At 69.7% G+C, this 17421-nt stretch carries 17 protein-coding genes and 1 rRNA gene; 15 read left to right on the forward strand and 3 right to left on the reverse strand.

Going from position 1 to position 17421, the window contains the following annotated elements:
- The 9 genes from rrf to ACFVWW_RS31885 form a co-directional block, all read left to right on the forward strand.
- Positions 1-88: ribosomal RNA gene (gene rrf / locus ACFVWW_RS31845) — 5S ribosomal RNA — on the forward strand; the annotation flags it as partial.
- Between the two features lie 87 nt (positions 89-175).
- On the forward strand, positions 176-832 hold the full coding sequence (locus ACFVWW_RS31850) for an HAD family hydrolase (RefSeq protein ID WP_386879258.1): 657 nt from the start codon (positions 176-178) through the stop codon (positions 830-832).
- A 42-nt stretch (positions 833-874) separates the two neighbouring features.
- A complete protein-coding gene (locus ACFVWW_RS31855) occupies positions 875-2110 on the forward strand; it encodes an MFS transporter (protein ID WP_386879257.1) in 1236 nt (411 codons plus the stop codon).
- Complete coding sequence (locus tag ACFVWW_RS31860; RefSeq protein WP_384193208.1) at positions 2079-3251, forward strand: acetoin utilization protein AcuC; 1173 nt, start codon at positions 2079-2081, stop codon at positions 3249-3251. Before ACFVWW_RS31855 ends, ACFVWW_RS31860 begins: the two co-directional genes overlap by 32 nt.
- Positions 3252-3359: 108 nt before the next feature.
- Positions 3360-4175, forward strand: a complete 816-nt coding sequence (locus tag ACFVWW_RS31865; protein WP_384193205.1) for a phosphatase — start codon at positions 3360-3362, stop codon at positions 4173-4175.
- A gap of 128 nt (positions 4176-4303) precedes the next feature.
- Positions 4304-4516: a helix-turn-helix domain-containing protein gene (locus ACFVWW_RS31870; protein WP_014046653.1), complete on the forward strand. Its 213-nt coding sequence runs from the start codon at positions 4304-4306 to the stop codon at positions 4514-4516.
- Positions 4517-4627: 111 nt separating this feature from the next.
- Positions 4628-4726 carry a 30S ribosomal protein bS22 gene (locus tag ACFVWW_RS31875; RefSeq protein ID WP_003948845.1) on the forward strand — a complete coding sequence of 33 codons (99 nt, stop codon included), beginning with the start codon at positions 4628-4630 and terminating at the stop codon, positions 4724-4726.
- A gap of 207 nt (positions 4727-4933) precedes the next feature.
- Positions 4934-5971, forward strand: coding sequence for an NAD-dependent epimerase/dehydratase family protein (locus ACFVWW_RS31880; RefSeq protein WP_386879256.1), 1038 nt, complete (start codon positions 4934-4936; stop codon positions 5969-5971).
- A 1-nt stretch (position 5972) separates the two neighbouring features.
- Positions 5973-7172 carry a lysophospholipid acyltransferase family protein gene (locus tag ACFVWW_RS31885; RefSeq protein WP_384193199.1) on the forward strand — a complete coding sequence of 400 codons (1200 nt, stop codon included), beginning with the start codon at positions 5973-5975 and terminating at the stop codon, positions 7170-7172.
- A gap of 116 nt (positions 7173-7288) precedes the next feature.
- On the opposite strand, the gene ACFVWW_RS31890 is transcribed toward ACFVWW_RS31885, so the two are convergent.
- The 3 genes from ACFVWW_RS31890 to ACFVWW_RS31900 all read right to left on the reverse strand — a co-directional run bounded on the left by ACFVWW_RS31890 (position 7289) and on the right by ACFVWW_RS31900 (position 10854).
- Positions 7289-8506, reverse strand: a complete 1218-nt coding sequence (locus ACFVWW_RS31890) for a DUF5667 domain-containing protein (RefSeq protein WP_386879255.1) — start codon at positions 8504-8506, stop codon at positions 7289-7291.
- Between the two features lie 278 nt (positions 8507-8784).
- Positions 8785-9579: an ECF subfamily RNA polymerase sigma factor, BldN family gene (locus ACFVWW_RS31895; protein WP_384193194.1), complete on the reverse strand. Its 795-nt coding sequence runs from the start codon at positions 9577-9579 to the stop codon at positions 8785-8787.
- Positions 9580-9915: 336 nt separating this feature from the next.
- Positions 9916-10854: an HAD family hydrolase gene (locus tag ACFVWW_RS31900; protein ID WP_384193191.1), complete on the reverse strand. Its 939-nt coding sequence runs from the start codon at positions 10852-10854 to the stop codon at positions 9916-9918.
- Between the two features lie 159 nt (positions 10855-11013).
- Between ACFVWW_RS31900 and ACFVWW_RS31905 the strand changes: the two genes are divergently transcribed.
- From ACFVWW_RS31905 to hemB, 6 genes are all read left to right on the forward strand, one after another.
- Positions 11014-11292, forward strand: coding sequence for a glutaredoxin family protein (locus ACFVWW_RS31905; protein WP_384334991.1), 279 nt, complete (start codon positions 11014-11016; stop codon positions 11290-11292).
- A 368-nt stretch (positions 11293-11660) separates the two neighbouring features.
- Positions 11661-12452 carry a redox-sensing transcriptional repressor Rex gene (locus ACFVWW_RS31910; RefSeq protein ID WP_384193185.1) on the forward strand — a complete coding sequence of 264 codons (792 nt, stop codon included), beginning with the start codon at positions 11661-11663 and terminating at the stop codon, positions 12450-12452.
- Positions 12449-13804: a glutamyl-tRNA reductase gene (locus tag ACFVWW_RS31915; RefSeq protein WP_386879254.1), complete on the forward strand. Its 1356-nt coding sequence runs from the start codon at positions 12449-12451 to the stop codon at positions 13802-13804. The genes ACFVWW_RS31910 and ACFVWW_RS31915 overlap by 4 nt, the downstream gene beginning before the upstream one ends.
- Entirely contained in the window at positions 13801-14760 is a 960-nt protein-coding gene (hemC, locus tag ACFVWW_RS31920; protein ID WP_384193179.1) for a hydroxymethylbilane synthase, read from the forward strand. Before ACFVWW_RS31915 ends, hemC begins: the two co-directional genes overlap by 4 nt.
- Complete coding sequence (locus ACFVWW_RS31925) at positions 14757-16412, forward strand: uroporphyrinogen-III synthase (RefSeq protein ID WP_384193176.1); 1656 nt, start codon at positions 14757-14759, stop codon at positions 16410-16412. Before hemC ends, ACFVWW_RS31925 begins: the two co-directional genes overlap by 4 nt.
- Entirely contained in the window at positions 16409-17398 is a 990-nt protein-coding gene (gene hemB, locus ACFVWW_RS31930) for a porphobilinogen synthase (RefSeq protein WP_386879253.1), read from the forward strand. The genes ACFVWW_RS31925 and hemB overlap by 4 nt, the downstream gene beginning before the upstream one ends.
- The last annotated feature ends 23 nt before the right edge of the window (positions 17399-17421 follow it).

Here is a 17421-nt window from a genome sequence, read left to right on the forward strand (position 1 = left end):
CGGTTACATTCCGAACCCGGAAGCTAAGCCTCACAGCGCCGATGGTACTGCAGGGGGGACCCTGTGGGAGAGTAGGACGCCGCCGAACAACCTTTGTGGGAATGCCCCGCACCGTATGGTGCGGGGCATTTCTGCGTTCACCACCCATTTCCCCGGACCCGTTTAGGGTCGAGGCATGCGCTACGAACTGATCATCTTCGACAATGACGGTGTGCTCGTCGACAGCGAGCCTCTCTCCAACACCATCTTGGCCGGCTATCTCACCGAGCTGGGTCATCCCACCTCCTACGAGGATTCCCTGCGCGACTACATGGGCGCCGCCGTGCATCGCGTCCACGATCTGGTGAAGGAGCGCACCGGCCGTCTCCTCCCCGCGGACTTCGACGACACACTGCACGCGCGTGTCTTCGCCGCCTTCGAGCGGGAGTTGGAGCCGGTCGACGGGGTTGTCGAGCTGCTGGGGAAGCTGGCCGCCGAGGGAGTGCCGTACTGCGTCGCCTCGTCCGGGAGCCATGAGCGCATCCGGGTCGGGCATCGCAAGACCGGGCTGGACCGGTGGTTCGACGACAGCATCATCTTCAGCGCGCAGGACGTGGGGTGCGGTAAGCCGGCGCCGGATCTCTTCCTCCATGCCGCCGAACGGATGGGGGTGGCTCCCGAGCGCTGTGCCGTGGTGGAGGACAGTCCCCTCGGGGTCGCGGCCGCCAGGGCCGCGGGCATGGATGTGTACGCGTTCACGGCGATGACGTCCGCCGGGAAACTGACCGGTGCCAACGGGTACTTCGCCAGGATGGCGGAGCTGCCGGGACTGCTTGGCCGATCTGTTGCCTGATCAGTCTACCCACGGGTAGCGGAGCGTCCTACTCTGTCCGCCATGACAGATGCACAGTTGCGGCACGGTCGGGTCTCTCTCGCGTGGAGCTTCCTCGTCCAGGGGTTGACCTTCGCGCTGCTCGTGACGCGTATTCCGGCCATCCAGGACCAGTACGGGATATCCGACGGTCTCCTCCCCGCCTTTCTCGCCGCCGTGCCGATCCTCGCGGGTGTCGGCAGTGTCGCCTCCGAGAGGCTGATCAAACGGGTCCGGCCGAGCACGGTGGTTCGCTGGGCTCAGCCCGTCGTCCTGCTGGCGCTTCTCGGGGTCGGATCCGGTGACGAGCTGTGGCAGGTAGCCGTCGCGTTGGGAGTGCTCGGGCTTGCCGTGGGTGCGCTGGAAGCGTCGATGAACATGCTCGGCGTGAGCCTTCAACGGGCTTACGGGCGGAGCATCATGATCGGCTTTCACGCTTCGGTCAGCCTAGGCGGGATCGTCGGGGCGTCGCTGGCGTGGGTGGGCGCGCACTGGGATCTGTCGCTGTTCGTGTCGTATCTGCCGGTGGTGGCGGTGCTGCTGCCCGCCGCGTTGATCGGGAGCCGTTGGTACGTGGACGCCGCGGATGGTGATGACGACGGCGGTTCTGGTGGCATCGGCGGTTCTGGTGGCAAGGGGCGTGCACCTGTGGCGTTCTCGCTTCTGCTGCCTTTCTTCCTCGTCATGGCCTTCGCTTACGTCGGTGACTCAACCGTGTCGAACTGGAGCGCCAAGTACCTTCAGGATGTGCTTGGTAGCTCTGAGGAGTTGGCGACCGTTCCGTACAACGCCTACATGGTTACCACGCTGTTGGGGCGGGTCGTCGGGGATCTGGCCGTACGGCGGTTCGGGCCCGTGGCCGTGGTGCGGGGCGGGGCTGTGCTGGCCGGCCTGGGGTTCGCGGTGGTCGCGGTGGCTCCGGGGGCCTGGACGGGGATCCTGGGGTTCACGCTGCTTGGGCTCGGGTTGTGTGTGATCGTGCCGCAGACGTTCGCGGCGGCCGGACGGCGCGCTTTCGAGCGTCACGGGCGGGCCGCCGGTGACGCGGCGGTGGCCCGGCTCAATGTCTGCAACTACGTGGGCTTTCTTGTGGGATCGCCGTTGGTGGGGGTGGTCGGGGAGGTGTGGAGCTATCGGGGCGCGATGCTCGTACCGATGGCGATGGTCCTGGTGACACTGGTGTACGCCCGCTCGTTCGGGGCGGAGCAGGACCGATACGGTGGCACGCATGAGCGGCCGCGCACGGTTGATGTGGGATGACGCAGTAACGGGATACAACTTCGGGCCCGAGCATCCGATGGACCCGGTACGGCTGGCGCTGACCATGGGGTTGGTGCGGGCGTACGGACTCGACAGAGCGGTCGATGTGGTGGCCGCGCCGCCCGCCGGGGATTCGACGCTGCGGCTCGTCCACCACCAGGACTATGTGGACGCGGTACGGCGGGTCTCGCTGGACCCGCGCTCCGCCGACGGGTCGTACGGCCTCGGCACGATGGACGATCCGGCCTTCGCGGGGATGCATGAGGCGTCGGCGCTGATCGCCGGGCAGTCGGTGGGCGCGGCCGAGGCGGTGTGGCGCGGCGAGGCCGCGCATGCCGTCAACTTCGCGGGCGGACTGCACCACGCGATGCCGGGGGCCGCCTCCGGGTTCTGCGTCTACAACGACGCGGCCCTGGCGGTCGCGCGGCTGCTGGAGCTGGGGGCGGAGCGCGTCGCGTACATCGATGTGGATGTGCATCACGGGGACGGCGTCCAGGCCGCGTTCTGGGAGGATCCGCGGGTGCTGACGGTCTCGCTGCACGAGCATCCGCGGACGCTGTTCCCGCAGACCGGCTGGCCGGAGGAGACGGGCGCCGGTGCGGGTGAGGGCAGTGCGGTGAATGTGGCGCTGCCGGCCGGTACGGGCGACGAGGGCTGGCTGCGGGCGTTCCACGCGGTGGTGCCCGAGCTGCTGGCGGACTTCCGGCCACAGGCGCTGGTGACGCAGCACGGCGCGGATACGCATTTCGAGGATCCGCTGGCGCATCTCGCGGTGTCGCTCGACGCGCAGCGCGCGGTGCAGGCGTCCTGTCACGATCTGGCGCACGAGTACGTCGACGGCGGGCGGTGGGTCGCGCTCGGCGGGGGCGGTTACGCGGTGGTGGATGTGGTGCCGCGGTCCTGGACCCATCTGGTGGGGATCGCGGCGCACGCGCCGGTCGACCCCGAGTCGGCGGTGCCGGCGTCCTGGCGGGACGAGGTGTACGCGCGGACGCGGCAGTTGGGGCCGGGGCGGATGACGGACGGGCGGACGCCGGGCTGGCAGCCGTGGGAGGCCGGTTACGATCCGGCGGACCGGCTGGACCAGGCGATCCTGGCGACACGCAGAGCGGCGTTCCCGCTGCGGGGGCTGCTGGCCTAGAACCTGCCCCCGTGACGAGCTCTCCGCGCCCGTCGTCCGTTACGCCAACTGTGCGGTGTATCCCGGGTTCCGGCCCGGACCGGTGGCGGACGCGGCAGCATCAGCAGGGTGTTGAGCACCGGAGCCCTGCGGGCACATTTGCTGGCGGCCAGGCTGGCCGGTCCCGTGGCCACGTCGCGGGAGGAGAGTCTGCGCAGCTATCGTCTTTTCGCCGCGCGCGATCCCCGCGTGACGCTCGGACTCGATCCGGAATGGGCATGGGGTGAGCAGGACTTGCTCAGGCTCATGGCCGACAAGTGCGGGGTTTCCGGCGATCCCGGTCATGTGACGGGCCCTGATGTGATCGATCCGGAGCGGACGCTGTGCGCGCTGGACGCTTTCGCCGAGCGGCTGGGCGAGGCCGCGGGGCGCGGGGCCACGGTGCTGTTCGGTACGGGGCATCCGCATCGGCTGCTCGGGTTCTACGCGGCGCTGGCAGACGCTTTGTCGGCGGCGGGCTGTCTCGTCCTCACCCCGGCGCAGGGGCGATGTATCGACATAACGACCCGGTTCGGGGTACGTACGTACCATCTCGACTACGTACGGGGGGTCGCGCTCGTACGGGAGCCCGGGGAGCGCAGTGCCCGGCGTGAGACCGGGGCGCACACCCATTCGCCGCTGCCGGTTCGGGTCGCGCTGGACGGTGTCGCGGAGGCCGGCGGGCCGCTGCCCGAGCTGGTCGTGGGGGACCACGGCTGGGTCTGCGGGGCAGGTCAGCTCGGCATTGAGGCGATCGGCCTGGCCGATACGGACGATCCCGCGCTGTTCGTGGGGGAGGCCGAGGGGCGAGTCTCCGTGGCCGTTCCGCTTGATGACGCCGTGCGGTCCGATTACTACTGGCCGATTACTCGCTATGTACTCAATCAAGCGTGTCTGTCACAGTAGGCCGCCGTAGGCTACTCCTCTTCCCCACTCGTATCACCCGCCCCTAGTCTGGGGTGTGAGCGCACAGCGACGAAGAGTTACCGGAGGGGAAGCCGGTGGCCGTCGTGTGCGGAAGGTACAGGTGGGTCATGGCTGCTGGCAGCGAGAGGCCTCTCAATGAGGTCAAGTTCCTTACCGTGGCGGAAGTCGCCTCGGTGATGCGAGTGTCGAAGATGACCGTGTACCGCTTGGTGCACAGTGGTCATCTGCCGGCGATCCGGGTGGGCAGGTCCTTCCGGGTTCCGGAGCAAGCGGTTCACGAGTATCTCCGCGAGTCCTTTGTGGGGGTGGAGTCGGCCTAGGGGTTGCCTCCGGATTACGTCCCTCACTCGGCGACGGGTAGGCTAGGCCGACGTAGGTCGTGTGGGCCCAGACGCCCCGCACCGAGTGAAGAGAAGTGAGCGAGGGTAGTCGTGGGCTCTGTTATCAAGAAGCGGCGCAAGCGGATGGCCAAGAAGAAGCACCGCAAGCTGCTCAAGCGCACCCGCGTTCAGCGTCGCAACAAGAAGTAAGCGGCAGCTGTTCGTGCATTCGCGGCCCCTCCACCGACACGGTGGAGGGGCCGCGGTGTTTGTCCGGATCAAGAGTTCGGCCAAAGAGCGGTCAAGCGCGTCGCGTGGTCATCGCGGTGCAATACCGACCCGCTACGGTGACGCGTGGGCAGACCCGCGGGTGGAACCCGTGGGTGAGACCCACCGGATCTAGGGAAGGCGCTGATCGTGGGCAAGGTCGTGCTCGTGACCGGAGCGGCCCGGCAGCTCGGAGGACGTTTCGTACGGCGCGTGCAACGCGACTCCGAGGTGGACCGGGTGATCGCCGTGGACGCGGTCCCTCCCGGGCACCATCTGGGCGGCGCCGAATTCGTCCAGGCCGACATCCGTCAGCCCGCCATAGCGAGAGTCCTGGCCGAGCACGGCGTCGACACCGTCGTCCATATGGATGTGACGGGTACTCCGCTGGGGGCCGGCAACCGTGCCTCGGTCAAGGAGACCAACGTCATCGGCACGATGCAGCTGCTCGGCGCGTGCCAGAAGTCGCCGACGGTCAAGCGGCTGGTGGTCAAGTCCACGACGAGCGTGTACGGCTCCGCGCCCCGCGATCCGGCGGTCTTCACCGAGACGACGCCGCCCAAGTCGCTGCCGAGCGGTGGCTACGCCAAGGACGCGGTGGAGGTCGAGGGGTACGTACGCGGCTTCGCGCGCCGCAGGCCGGATGTGGCGGTCTGCGTGCTGCGCTTCGCGAACATCCTGGGGCACGGGGCGGATTCCCCGCTCGCCGAATATCTTTCGCTGCCCGTTCTGCCGACGGTTTTCGGCTATGACCCGCGGCTGCAGTTCGTGCATGAGGACGATGTCATCGATGTGCTGCGGATCGCCTCGGACGAGCCGCGGCGCGGGACGCTCAACAGCGGGACCTTCAATATCGCCGGTGACGGTGTGCTGCTGCTCTCGCAGTGCTCACGGCGGCTGGGGCGGCCCACGGTGCCTGTCCCGCTGCCGGCCGTGACCTGGGTCGGGTCGGCGCTGCGGACGGTCGGGATGTCGGACTTCTCGCCGGAGCAGATCAGGCTGCTCACCCACGGCCGGGTCGTCAGTACGGACCAGATGCGCGAGACACTGGGATTCGTGCCCACGTACACGACCGCGGAGGCCTTCGCGGACTTCGCGCGCGGCCGGGGCACCGGGCTGCTGCCGCCCGAGGCTGTGGCCCGTACGGTCGAACGGCTGTCCACCTTCGTCAGCAAGGAGCGCATCTGACATGGCCGATGCCAAGGTCATCCCCTTCGGTGATGAACCGAGGTCGAGGCGTGGTTCCGCCGCCGGCCGGCCCAAGCAGGCCAAGGACGGTGCCGCGAAGCGTGCCCACGGGCGGGCGCAGGGCCCGGCGCAGCCTCCCGGGCAGGGGCGCAAGCAGGGTTCGCTGACGCCCGTACCGGATTCTGTGCCGGATTCCGTAGCGGATTCCGTACCGCCGGGGCCGGCGGAGAGCCTGCCGGCGGAGGGCCCGGCGATGGACCACCCGGCCGAAGAGCCGGCCGCCGAGGAGCGGGAGCCGGGTGCCGGGGCGGAGGCCGCCGCCGAGGACGGCGAGGCGGTCCATGAGCAGGGCGGCGGCGTGAGCGGCTGGGAGCGGCGGCTCGCGGGCGGGCTGGCGTTCCTGCGCCGGCGGGTCACCGGTGAGTACGAGGTCGACGAGTTCGGGTACGACAAGGAACTCACCGACCAGGTCCTGATGTCGCTGATCCGGCCGCTCTACGAGAAATACTTCCGGGTCGAGGTGAAGGGCATCGAGAACATCCCGTCGGACGGCGGGGCGCTCGTGGTGGCCAATCACTCCGGCACGCTGCCGCTGGACGGGCTGATGATGCAGGTCGCCGTCCATGACAATCACCCGGCGGACCGGCATCTGCGGTTGCTGGCCGCCGATCTGGTCTTCCATCTGCCCGTGGTCAACGAGCTGGCACGGAAGGCCGGGCACACCCTGGCGTGCGCGGAGGACGCGGAACGGCTGTTGCAGCGCGGTGAGGTCGTCGGGGTGATGCCGGAGGGCTTCAAGGGCATCGGCAAGCCGTTCGGCGACCGCTACAAGCTTCAGCGCTTCGGCCGGGGCGGGTTCGTCTCGACGGCTCTGCGGGCCGGGGTGCCGATCGTGCCGTGCTCGATCGTGGGGGCGGAGGAGATCTACCCGATGATCGGCAACGCGCGGACGCTGGCGCGGCTGCTGGGCATTCCGTACTTCCCGATCACGCCGACGTTCCCCTGGCTGGGGCCGTTGGGGGCGCTGCCGCTGCCGACGAAGTGGACGATCCAGTTCGGTGAGCCGATTCCGACGGACGGCTATCCGCCGGAGGCGGCGGAGGACCCGATGCTGATGTTCAATCTGACGGATCAGGTGCGGGAGCAGATCCAGCACACGTTGTACAAGCTGCTGGTGGACCGGCGGTCCGTGTTCTTCTGAGGCCACCGGCTTCAGGCATGCGGTTTCCGGCATGCGGTTTCAGGCATACGTGAGGCGCGGTACTCCTCTCGGGGAGCGCCGCGCCTCACGCGCGTACAGGCGTGCCCAGCAGCTTGCTAGTTCGCGTCGTCGGCGTCGATGCCGAGGCCCGGCAGCAGATCCGGCAGCAGCGGCGGGATCGTGACGTCAGGACCCGGGCGGTCGGAGCCGTCCCTGTGCTCGGACGGCGAGGGTGTGGCGCTGTTGCGCGGCGGGTCGAGCAGTCCGCCGCTGTTCCCGCCGAGCAGACCGTCCTGGAACGAGCCGTCCGAGTCCTGGCCCGACGGGTGCGGATGGTCGCCGCTGTGCGACCCGCCCGCGCTCCCACTCGGTGAGGAGGAGGGACCGCCCGGATGGCCGGCTCCGTCGGAGTCCTGGGTCGAGCCGGGGTGGCGGGAGTCCCGCCGGGTCTCCGGGGCGCGCGGCAGCAGCGACTGCAGCGGAGCGACCTCTTCGTCTATGGCGTCGAACACCGAGCTGACCTCGTCGCCGACGTCTGTCAGCTGGACGGGCAGCCGCTCGCGGAGCCCGTTCCACGCCTGGCGGTGCGAAGCGGAGAACGACGACAGCGTGGCGATCGGGCCCAGCGAGCCGTCCCGTTCGTATGCCTGGTGGAGCAGACGGTGGCCTTCGGTGGCGTCGTGTTTCATTCCGCCCAGAGTGCGCCGGATCTCGGCCATGGATTCATGGTCGAGCTGCCCGGAACGGTCGCGCTCCATCAGCCGGCGGGCTTCACCGAGGCGGGTCGAGGCGTGGTCGAGGTACAGCTCGCCGCGGTCGGACTCGTCGTCCGCCAGGTCGAGCTTGATGTCCTCCATGCCGCGCTTCAGCCCGTACAGCGAATCACCCGGCAGCGCGTCGGAACTGGCAGCCGCCACTCCGCCGAATGCGCCGGCGGCCACCCCGACCGTGAGTCCGCCGGCCGCGAGGCCTTTGGACCAGCGGGATCTGGGGCGGAATTTCCGGAGCCGGGATGCCCGGTGGGCTCCCCGGCCGGACGTCCGCTGCTCGGGCACCGTAAGGCCCGAGGACGCACCTCCGGACGCTGTGCCCTCCAGCAGCATGGTCTCCATGGCTGCCACGAGCTGTGCTCGTTGCACCACTTTGACCTCGGGGTCCAGCGTGGGTTTCGGTAGCTCACCGAGACCACTCGCCAGGGCCAACAGCCGCCCCTGTTCGGCCGGTTGTCCGGCCGAATCGGCGGGCTGTTCGGCCGCCGCGCCCCGGACCGTCTGGTCTTCCAGGGCCTGGGCGAAGGCGTTCGCCCGCCGGTGTGCCGAAACGTTCGCGATCACTGGCGGCACCTCCTCTCGTCATGACGATCGACTCCCCTGGGGGTCCGGAAGGTTGCACGCCTTGAGCGCATCCACACGATTGAGTGAGTGGCTGCGGGCATGGCGTGACCGCAGGGAGCCTGCATCACGCACAACGAGCGTCGCGGCACTTGGGTTACGCGCGAAAGATGATCGGACCAGTGCGTCATCGAGGCGTCACCGACTGTGAGTTGAGTCCGGGGTGGGGGCGGGCGGAGTGGGGGGCGGAGGCGGGCGGCAGCAGGGGGAGACGGTCGTGGTCAGCGGGCGTCTTCCGGGAGCAGCCGGGCCAGCGTGCGTACGGCTCGGTACTGCAAGGTCTTGATCGCTCCTTCGTTCTTGCTCATGACCCGGGCCGTCTCCGCGACCGAGAGGCCCTGCAGGAAGCGCAGTGTGACGCACTCCTGCTGCTGGGGATTGAGCTTCCGTACGGCTTCCAGCAGTGCCGCGTTCGAAAGGGACTCCAGGACGGAGTCCTCCGGGCTGCGCTCGACCTCGTTGGCGTCGAGCATTTCGCCTGTGGTCACTTCCAGGCGGAAACGGCTCGACTTGAAGTGGTCCGCGACCAGATTTCGGGCGATGGTGACCAGCCAGGCGCCGAAGTCGCGCCCTTGCCAGGTGAAGGTGGAGATCCGGCGCAGGGCGCGCAGGAACGTCTCGCTGGTGAGGTCCTCCGCGGTCGCCTTTCCACCCACGCGGTAGTAGATGTAGCGGTAGACGGTGTCGCTGTACTGGTCGTACAGCCGGCCGAAGGCCTCGGCCTCACCGGCCTGGGCACGCTCGACGAGTTCCATCATGCGGGCGCTGTCGCTGTCGGCGGTGGGCCGGCGAGCGGTGGTCGAGGCGGCGGCGCTGCTTCGGCTTCCCCGTCTGCCGACCGCCGCACCGCCTGTCGCCAGGGCATAACAAGGTCCGATAGGGCCGCTCACGGCAGGGGCCGGTGCGGCGAAGGCGGGGACGGCGTACGCGGTGGGGACGAAGCCGCGCAAGCGGTCGAGGACCGTTGCGCGCAGCGTAGCCAGGCCCGAGGCGTCAACCCCGACGTGTGGGTACACGGGACTCCCAGAGGCAGAGCTTCCATCACGTGCAGTGCGGGACCGTTCACTCGTCGTGGCGACGTGTGGGGTCCGGTATGCGTCTGAGGAGAATAACGCTTCGTACAGGCAGTGCTACACCCAGTTGCTCAAATCATCGATTAGGTCGCTTCTGTGACGCCTTGGAGGCACATCAAGCAGCACATCGTGACCGCTTATTGATCGGATCCCGTCAAGATCTGCTTGCTCACGTGATGGGTTGTGCCTGAGTGACGGGGAGCGGGGACGCGTACGGCCCCGCGCGGGCTGTGCCGCGGGGGCCGTGATCGGGCGGTGCTACGGGGTCGTGCGACGCGCCTATCGGCGGCGGCGGTGCAGGGCGACCGCGGCCGCCGTGCCACCCGCGATGGCGCCCACTCCGGCCGCCGCCGGGATGCCGACCTTGGCCGCCTTGCGGCCGGTCCGGTAGTCGCGCAGCCGCCAGTCCAGCCGGCGCGCGTGCTTGCGGAGCTTGGCGTCCGGATTGATGGCGTACGGATGTCCGACGAGCGAGAGCATCGGGATGTCGTTGTGCGAGTCGCTGTACGCCGCGCAGCGGTCCAGGTCGAAGTCCTCGGCCGCGGCCAGGGCCCGGACGGCCTCGGCCTTCGCGGGGCCGTGCAGCGGCTCGCCGACGAGCTTGCCGGTGTAGACGCCGTCGACGGACTCGGCGACGGTGCCGAGGGCGCCGGTCAGGCCGAGCCGGCGGGCGATGATCGTCGCGGTCTCGACGGGCGCGGCGGTGACCAGCCAGACCTGCTGGCCGGCGTCCAGGTGGGCCTGGGCCAGGGCGCGGGTGCCGGGCCAGATGCGGTCGGCCATGTACTCGTCGTAGATCTCCTCGCCGATGGACATCAGCTCGGAGACGCGGTGGCCCTTGACGATGGACAGGGCGCTGTCGCGGGCGTCCTGCATGTGCTCGGGGTCCTCGACCCCGGCCAGCCTGAACCAGGTCTGCTGCCAGGCGAACCGGGCGAGCTCGCGGCGCTGGAAGAACTTCCGCTTGTACAGGCCGCGGCCGAAGTGGAAGATCGCGGCGCCCTGCATCACGGTGTTGTCGAGATCGAAGAAGGCGGCGGCGCGGACGTCCCCGAAGACGGGGAAGTCGGGCACCTCGGCGGCTTTGCCCGCGGCGGCAGCGGTCTGCTGCGACTCCTGCGTGGACTTCAGTCCTGCCTCGGCTGCGGCCTCGCCCGCGAGCACGCTCCGGGCGGTAGCGGAGCGCTTGCGGGGGGTGAGCCATCCCAGTGCGGCCATATCGTGAGCATAGCCAGTTCGTTCGGTACTTCCTTACGGGCCGGGGAGCCGCGGGGTGAACTCTCCGCGACCGGTCTGTTAATCCCTTCATCCCTTGATCACGGCGTGCCTGTGGACGACCGGCCGCTCCGGGAGCCGTCCGGGCGGAGAATGGGATCCATGAGTCCTCTGTTGCGGCGTACGACGAAGAAGAAGGCCGGCGAGCGGATGGTGACGCTCGTCTCGAAGCCGGGGTGTCATCTCTGTGACGACGCCCGTGCGGTGGTCGAGGCGGTGTGCGCGGAGACCGGTGCGTCCTGGGAGGAAAAGGACATCACTCAGGACGAAGCGCTGCACCGCGCGTACTGGGAGCAGATTCCGGTGGTGCTGGTCGACGGCGAGCAGCACACCTTCTGGCGGGTGGACGCGGATCGGCTCCGTCGTGAACTGGGGATCTGACCGGAAAGGCGGTTACCATCGTGGGCGCTTCGCCGGGTCTCTCCGAGGGGCGCCGTCCGGATCGCGACGCGGTGCGCGAACGGCCGCCGCCGCAGGTCCGGGGACCGGTCCCGGAGGGTCCGCGGGGAGCGGTCTCGGGGGCGTATTCGTGAGGAGTGTGTTCCGTTTTGCCCCCTTCGTGTGTGCAACGGGCTGATCGGGTCGCTGGTTCCGGAGTCATGAGATCCGGACGCGTGACCCCGGTCACTTTGCGCGGACAAAACGGACACAATCTTTGTGCACGCGTTCACAAAGACATAGCCTGCATTCGACGGGGCGGTCCTGGTACATACGGCCGCCTGCAGCCCCGCTCATCCCGCAGGAGCACCGTGGCAACTGGCCGAACTCACCGACCGGCGACCCGTAGCCGAGGAATCCCCGAGGCCACCGTCGCCAGGCTCCCGCTGTATCTGCGGGCGCTGACCGCTCTCTCCGAGCGCTCCGTACCCACCGTCTCGTCCGAAGAACTCGCGACCGCGGCCGGGGTCAATTCCGCGAAGCTGCGGAAGGACTTCTCCTACCTCGGTTCCTACGGAACCAGGGGTGTGGGCTATGACGTCGAGTACCTCGTCTACCAGATCTCCCGCGAGCTGGGGCTGACCCAGGACTGGCCGGTCGTGATCGTCGGTATCGGTAACCTCGGCGCCGCACTCGCCAACTACGGCGGCTTCGCGTCCCGCGGCTTCCGGGTCGCCGCGCTGATAGACGCCGATCCCGCGATGGCCGGCAAGCCGGTCGCCGGGATGCCGGTGCAGCACGCGGACGAGCTGGAGAAGATCATCAGTGACAACGGCGTCTCGATCGGGGTCATCGCGACCCCTGCGGGCGCCGCCCAGCAGGTCTGCGAGCGGCTGGTCGCCGCCGGTGTGACCTCGATCCTCAACTTCGCGCCGACCGTGCTCTCCGTGCCTGACGGTGTGGACGTACGCAAGGTCGACCTCTCCATCGAGCTGCAGATCCTCGCCTTCCACGAGCAGCGCAAGGCCGGCGAGGGAGCTGCCGCGGAGGCGGCCCTGTCGGCCGCCGAGCGTGACAGGACCGTGGAGAGCGCGGCGGACGGTGCCGCCGCCGCGAGCCGGAAGGGACCTGACGGGGACGTCCCCGCGGTGATGCCGGCATGAGTCTTCTGGTCGTCGGACTGAGCCACCGCAGCGCGCCGGTGAGCGTGCTGGAGCGTGCGTCGCTGCCCACCGACGCGCAGGTCAAGCTGTTGCAGGACGCGCTCGCCGCGGAGCCCGCGACCGAGGCCGCCGTCCTCGCCACCTGCAACCGCATCGAGCTGTACGCCGACGTCGACAAGTTCCACGCCGGTGTCGCCGAGCTGTCCACGCTGCTCGCCCAGCACAGCGGGGTCGGCCTGGAAGAGCTCACTCCCTATTTCTATGTGCACTACGAGGACCGGGCCGTCCACCACCTCTTCTCGGTGGCCTGCGGACTGGACTCGATGGTCGTCGGCGAGGGCCAGATCCTCGGGCAGATCAAGGACGCGCTGGCGCTGGGGCAGGAGCTGCACACCGCGGGCCGGCTGCTCAACGATCTGTTCCAGCAGGCGCTGCGGGTCGGCAAGCGGGCCCACAGCGAGACCGGTATCGACCGGGCCGGGCAGTCGCTCGTCACCTTCGGCCTGGAGCAGCTCGCCGCCGGTGACGCCGTGGAGGCCTGGGCCAAGGGCAAGCGCGCCCTGGTGATCGGCGCGGGCTCGATGTCCTCGCTGGCCGCCGCGACGCTCGCGCGGGCCGGGGTCGACGAAATCGTGATCGCCAACCGCACGGCCGCGCGCGCCGACCGGCTCGTACAGATCCTCGACGAGTCCGGATCCACCGGCGTGAGCGCGCGCGCCGTGGACATGGGCTCCATAGGCGACGAGCTGACACGTGCCGATGTGGTCGTCTCCTGTACGGGCGCGACCGGTCTGGTGCTGACCGCCGACGCCGTCGAGGCCGCGCTGTACGGCCGTACGGGTCAGCAGGCGCTGCTGGACCTCGCCATGCCCCGTGACATCGACGTCGCCGTGCACCGCCTCGGCGGGGTCAGGTTCGTGGACATCGAGTCGCTGGCCGAGGCCTCCGCCGACGCGCCGATGGCCGCCGACGTCGACCAGGTGCGCACCCTCGTCTGCGACGAGGTGGCCGCCTTCGGCGCCGCCCAGCGCGCCGCGCACATCACGCCGACCGTGGTCGCGCTGCGCGCCATGGCCGCCGACGTGGTGAGCAGCGAGGTCGCGCGGCTCGAAGGCCGGCTCCCCGGCCTGGACGACAAGCAGCGCGCCGAGGTCACCAGGACCGTGCGCCGTGTCGTCGACAAGCTCCTGCACGCGCCCACCGTGCGGGTCAAGCAGCTCGCCAGCGAGCCCGGCGGCGCCGGATACGCGGACGCGCTGCGAGAACTCTTCGACCTCGACCCGCAGACGGTCGCCGCCGTCAGCCGGGCCGACCTGAATGACACCGATGGTGTAGGCAGAGGGCGAGTATGACCGAGAAGGCACTGAGGCTCGGAACCAGACGCAGCACACTCGCCATGGCCCAGTCCGGGCAGGTGGCGCAGGCGGTGCGCGAGCTGACCGGGCGGCCGGTGGAGCTCGTGGAGATCACCACGTACGGCGACACCTCCCGCGAGGACCTCGCGAAGATCGGCGGTACGGGCGTCTTCGTCACCGCGCTGCGTGACGCGTTGCTGGCCGGTGAGGTCGACTTCGCCGTGCACTCGCTGAAGGACCTGCCGACGACCCAGCCCGACGATCTGACGATGGCGGCCGTGCCGCGCCGCGAGGACCCGCGCGACGTCGTGATCGCGCGCGACGGGCTGACCTTCGAGCGGCTGCCCAGGGGCGCCCGCGTCGGTACGGGGTCGCCGCGCCGGATGGCGCAGCTGAACGCGTACGCCCGCAGCCACGGCCTCACCATTGAGACCGTCCCGATCCGGGGGAACATCGACACCCGGATCGGATATGTCCGCAGCGGGGAGCTCGACGCCGTCGTGCTCGCCGCCGCCGGCCTTCACCGCATCGGCAGGATCGGTGAGGTGACCGACTTCCTGTCGGTCGACATGGTTCTGCCCGCCCCCGGCCAGGGGGCTCTCGCAGTCGAGTGCGCCGCGGTCAACGTGGACCTCGCCGCAGTGCTCGCCGAGCTCGACGACCCGGACACCCGGGCCGCCGTGACCGCCGAGCGATCCCTGCTCGCCGCCCTGGAGGCCGGCTGTAGCGCACCTGTGGGTGCGCTGGCCGACCTGCTGGCCGACGGACAGGTTGTCAACGAAATGCGCCTGCGCGGCGTCGTCGGCACGACCGACGGCTCGACGCTGGTGCAGCTGTCCACCACCGGTCCCGTACCCACGTCGCTCGGCGACGCCATCGCGCTCGGTCGCGAACTCGCGTCCGAGATGCTCGCCAAGGGTGCGGCCGGTCTTATGGGGGAGCGAGCACTTTGAGCCCCACCACCTCTGACCGTCCGGCCTACTCCGCATCGGGGCACGTCACCTTCCTCGGTGCCGGACCCGGAGATCCGGGTCTGCTGACACTCCGCGCCGTCGAGGCGCTCGCGGGAGCGGATGTACTGATTGCCGAGCCGGATGTGCTCGATGTTGTACGCAGCCATGCCAGGGCGGGTGTGAGCACGCCTGCACTGACGGTTGTTGACGATGCGTCAACAGCCGCCGGAATCCCAGCGATCAGGGATGCGGCCAATCTTGTCATGGAGGCCGCGCGGGGCGGCAAGCGGGTGGTCCGTGCGGTCTCGGGAGACCCCGGGCTCGACGGCGACGCGGGCACCGAGATGCTCGCCTGCGCCACCGCCGGCATCCCCTTCGAGGTCGTCCCCGGCATCGCCGCCGCGGTCGGTGTCCCGGCGTACGCCGGGGTGCCGCTGCGCGACGCGCAGGGCACGGACGTACGTCTCGTGGACGCCAGGACCGCCAGCGAGCGCTGCTGGTCCGAGGTCGGCGCGAGCGACGGCACGGTAGTCGTCTCCACCACCCTGGAGTCGGTCGCCGGCGCCGCGGGTGAGCTGGTCGCGGCCGGCCGCAAGCCGGACACCCCGATGATCGTCACCGTCGCCGGTACGACGACGCGTCAGCGCACCTGGACCGCCACCCTCGGCACCATCGCGCAGACGCTCAAGCAGGCCAAGGTGCTGCCCTCCCCGGAGGGACACCAGCCCGTCATAGCCGTGGTCGGTGAGCGCAGCGCGTCCGCCCGGCGCGACCAGCTGTCGTGGTTCGAGTCCAAGCCGATGTTCGGCTGGAAGGTCCTCGTCCCGCGCACCAAGGAGCAGTCAGCTTCGCTCTCCGACCAGCTCAGGTCGTACGGCGCGGTCCCGCACGAGGTCCCGACCATCGCGGTCGAGCCGCCCCGCACGCCCCAGCAGATGGAGCGCGCGGTCAAGGGCCTGGTGACCGGCCGCTACGAGTGGATCGCCTTCACCTCGGTCAACGCGGTGAAGGCGGTGCGGGAGAAGTTCGAGGAGTACGGGCTCGACGCCCGTGCCTTCGCGGGGATCAAGGTCGCCGCGGTGGGCGAGCAGACGGCCGCAGCCCTGGTCGACTTCGGTGTGAAGCCCGACCTGGTGCCGTCCGGTGAGCAGTCCGCGGCCGGGCTGCTGGAGGACTGGCCGCCGTACGACCCGGTGTTCGACCCGATCGACCGGGTGTTCCTGCCGCGTGCCGACATCGCCACGGAGACGCTGGTGGCGGGTCTGATCGAGCTGGGCTGGGAGGTCGACGACGTCACGGCGTACCGCACCGTGCGCGCCTCGCCGCCACCGGCCGAAACCCGCGAAGCCATCAAGGGCGGCGGCTTCGACGCCGTACTCTTCACTTCGTCGTCGACCGTGCGGAACCTGGTCGGTATCGCGGGCAAGCCGCACAACGTGACGGTGATCGCGTGTATCGGCCCCGCGACGGCGAAGACCGCCGAGGAGCACGGTCTGCGCGTCGACGTCCTCTCGCCCGAGCCGTCGGTCCACAAGCTGGCCGAGGCGCTCGCCGCGTTCGGCGCCGCGCGCCGGGCCGCGGCCGTCGAGGCGGGTGAACACGTCACCAGGCCGAGCGAGCGCCGGCCCGGATCGCGCAGGAGGCGTACGTGAGTTCGCACGGTTCTTTCCCTGGTTCGCGGCCCCGGCGGCTGCGGGTCAATCCGGTGATGCGGCGGATGGTCGCCGAGACCCGGCTGCACCCGGCGGATCTGATCCTCCCGGCCTTCGTACGGGAGGGGATCAGCCGGCCCGTCCCGATCTCCACCATGCCCGGGGTCGTCCAGCACACGCTGGACACCCTGCGCAAGGCGGCGGCGGAGGCGGTCGCGGCCGGTGTCTCCGGGATCATGCTCTTCGGTGTCCCCGAGGCGGCCAAGAAGGACGCGACGGGGACGGCTGGCACGGACCCGGACGGGATTCTGCAGACCGCGATCCGCGCGGTGAAGGCGGAGGTCGGTGACGAGCTGCTCGTCATGTCCGACCTCTGCCTGGACGAGTTCACCGACCACGGCCACTGCGGTGTGCTGGACGCCGACGGCCGGGTGGACAACGACGCCACGCTGGAGCGGTACGCCGAGATGGCCCAGGTCCAGGCCGACGCGGGCGTCCATGTGGTGGGCCCGAGCGGCATGATGGACGGCCAGGTCGCGGTCGTCCGCGACGCGCTGGACACGATCGGCAAAGAGGACGTGTCGATCCTCGCGTACACGGCGAAGTACGCGTCGGCGTTCTACGGTCCCTTCCGGGAGGCCGTGGGCTCCTCGCTGAGGGGCGACCGCAAGACCTACCAGCAGGACCCGGCCAATGTGCGGGAGTCCCTGCGGGAGCTGGCGCTCGACCTCGAAGAGGGCGCCGACCTGGTGATGGTCAAGCCGGCGCTGCCGTACCTGGACATCCTCGCGCGTATCGCGGACGAGGTGGACGTGCCGGTCGCGGCGTACCAGATCTCCGGCGAGTACGCGATGGTCGAGGCCGCGGCGGAGAAGGGCTGGATCGATCGCGACGCGGCGATCCTGGAGACCCTGACCGGCATCAAGCGCGCGGGCGCGAGCGTGATCCTCACGTACTGGGCGACGGAGGCCGCGGAGAAGCTCTGATCAGCTCCGATCTGATCAGCTCT

Origin of the sequence: Streptomyces sp. NPDC058198 (assembly GCF_042882605.1) — a bacterium.
Classification (GTDB): domain Bacteria; phylum Actinomycetota; class Actinomycetes; order Streptomycetales; family Streptomycetaceae; genus Streptomyces.

Bases quoted from the DNA above. Each gene is read 5' to 3' on its own strand.
- ACFVWW_RS31905 (WP_384334991.1), top strand. From the start codon at position 11,014: ATGAGTCCTCTGTTGCGGCGTACGACGAAGAAGAAGGCCGGCGAGCGG.
- ACFVWW_RS31850 (WP_386879258.1), top strand. From the start codon at position 176: ATGCGCTACGAACTGATCATCTTCGACAATGACGGTGTGCTCGTCGAC.
- ACFVWW_RS31860 (WP_384193208.1), top strand. From the start codon at position 2,079: ATGAGCGGCCGCGCACGGTTGATGTGGGATGACGCAGTAACGGGATAC.
- ACFVWW_RS31900 (WP_384193191.1), bottom strand. From the start codon at position 10,854: ATGGCCGCACTGGGATGGCTCACCCCCCGCAAGCGCTCCGCTACCGCC.
- ACFVWW_RS31870 (WP_014046653.1), top strand. From the start codon at position 4,304: ATGGCTGCTGGCAGCGAGAGGCCTCTCAATGAGGTCAAGTTCCTTACC.
- ACFVWW_RS31915 (WP_386879254.1), top strand. From the start codon at position 12,449: ATGAGTCTTCTGGTCGTCGGACTGAGCCACCGCAGCGCGCCGGTGAGC.
- ACFVWW_RS31885 (WP_384193199.1), top strand. From the start codon at position 5,973: ATGGCCGATGCCAAGGTCATCCCCTTCGGTGATGAACCGAGGTCGAGG.
- hemC (WP_384193179.1), top strand. From the start codon at position 13,801: ATGACCGAGAAGGCACTGAGGCTCGGAACCAGACGCAGCACACTCGCC.
- ACFVWW_RS31855 (WP_386879257.1), top strand. From the start codon at position 875: ATGACAGATGCACAGTTGCGGCACGGTCGGGTCTCTCTCGCGTGGAGC.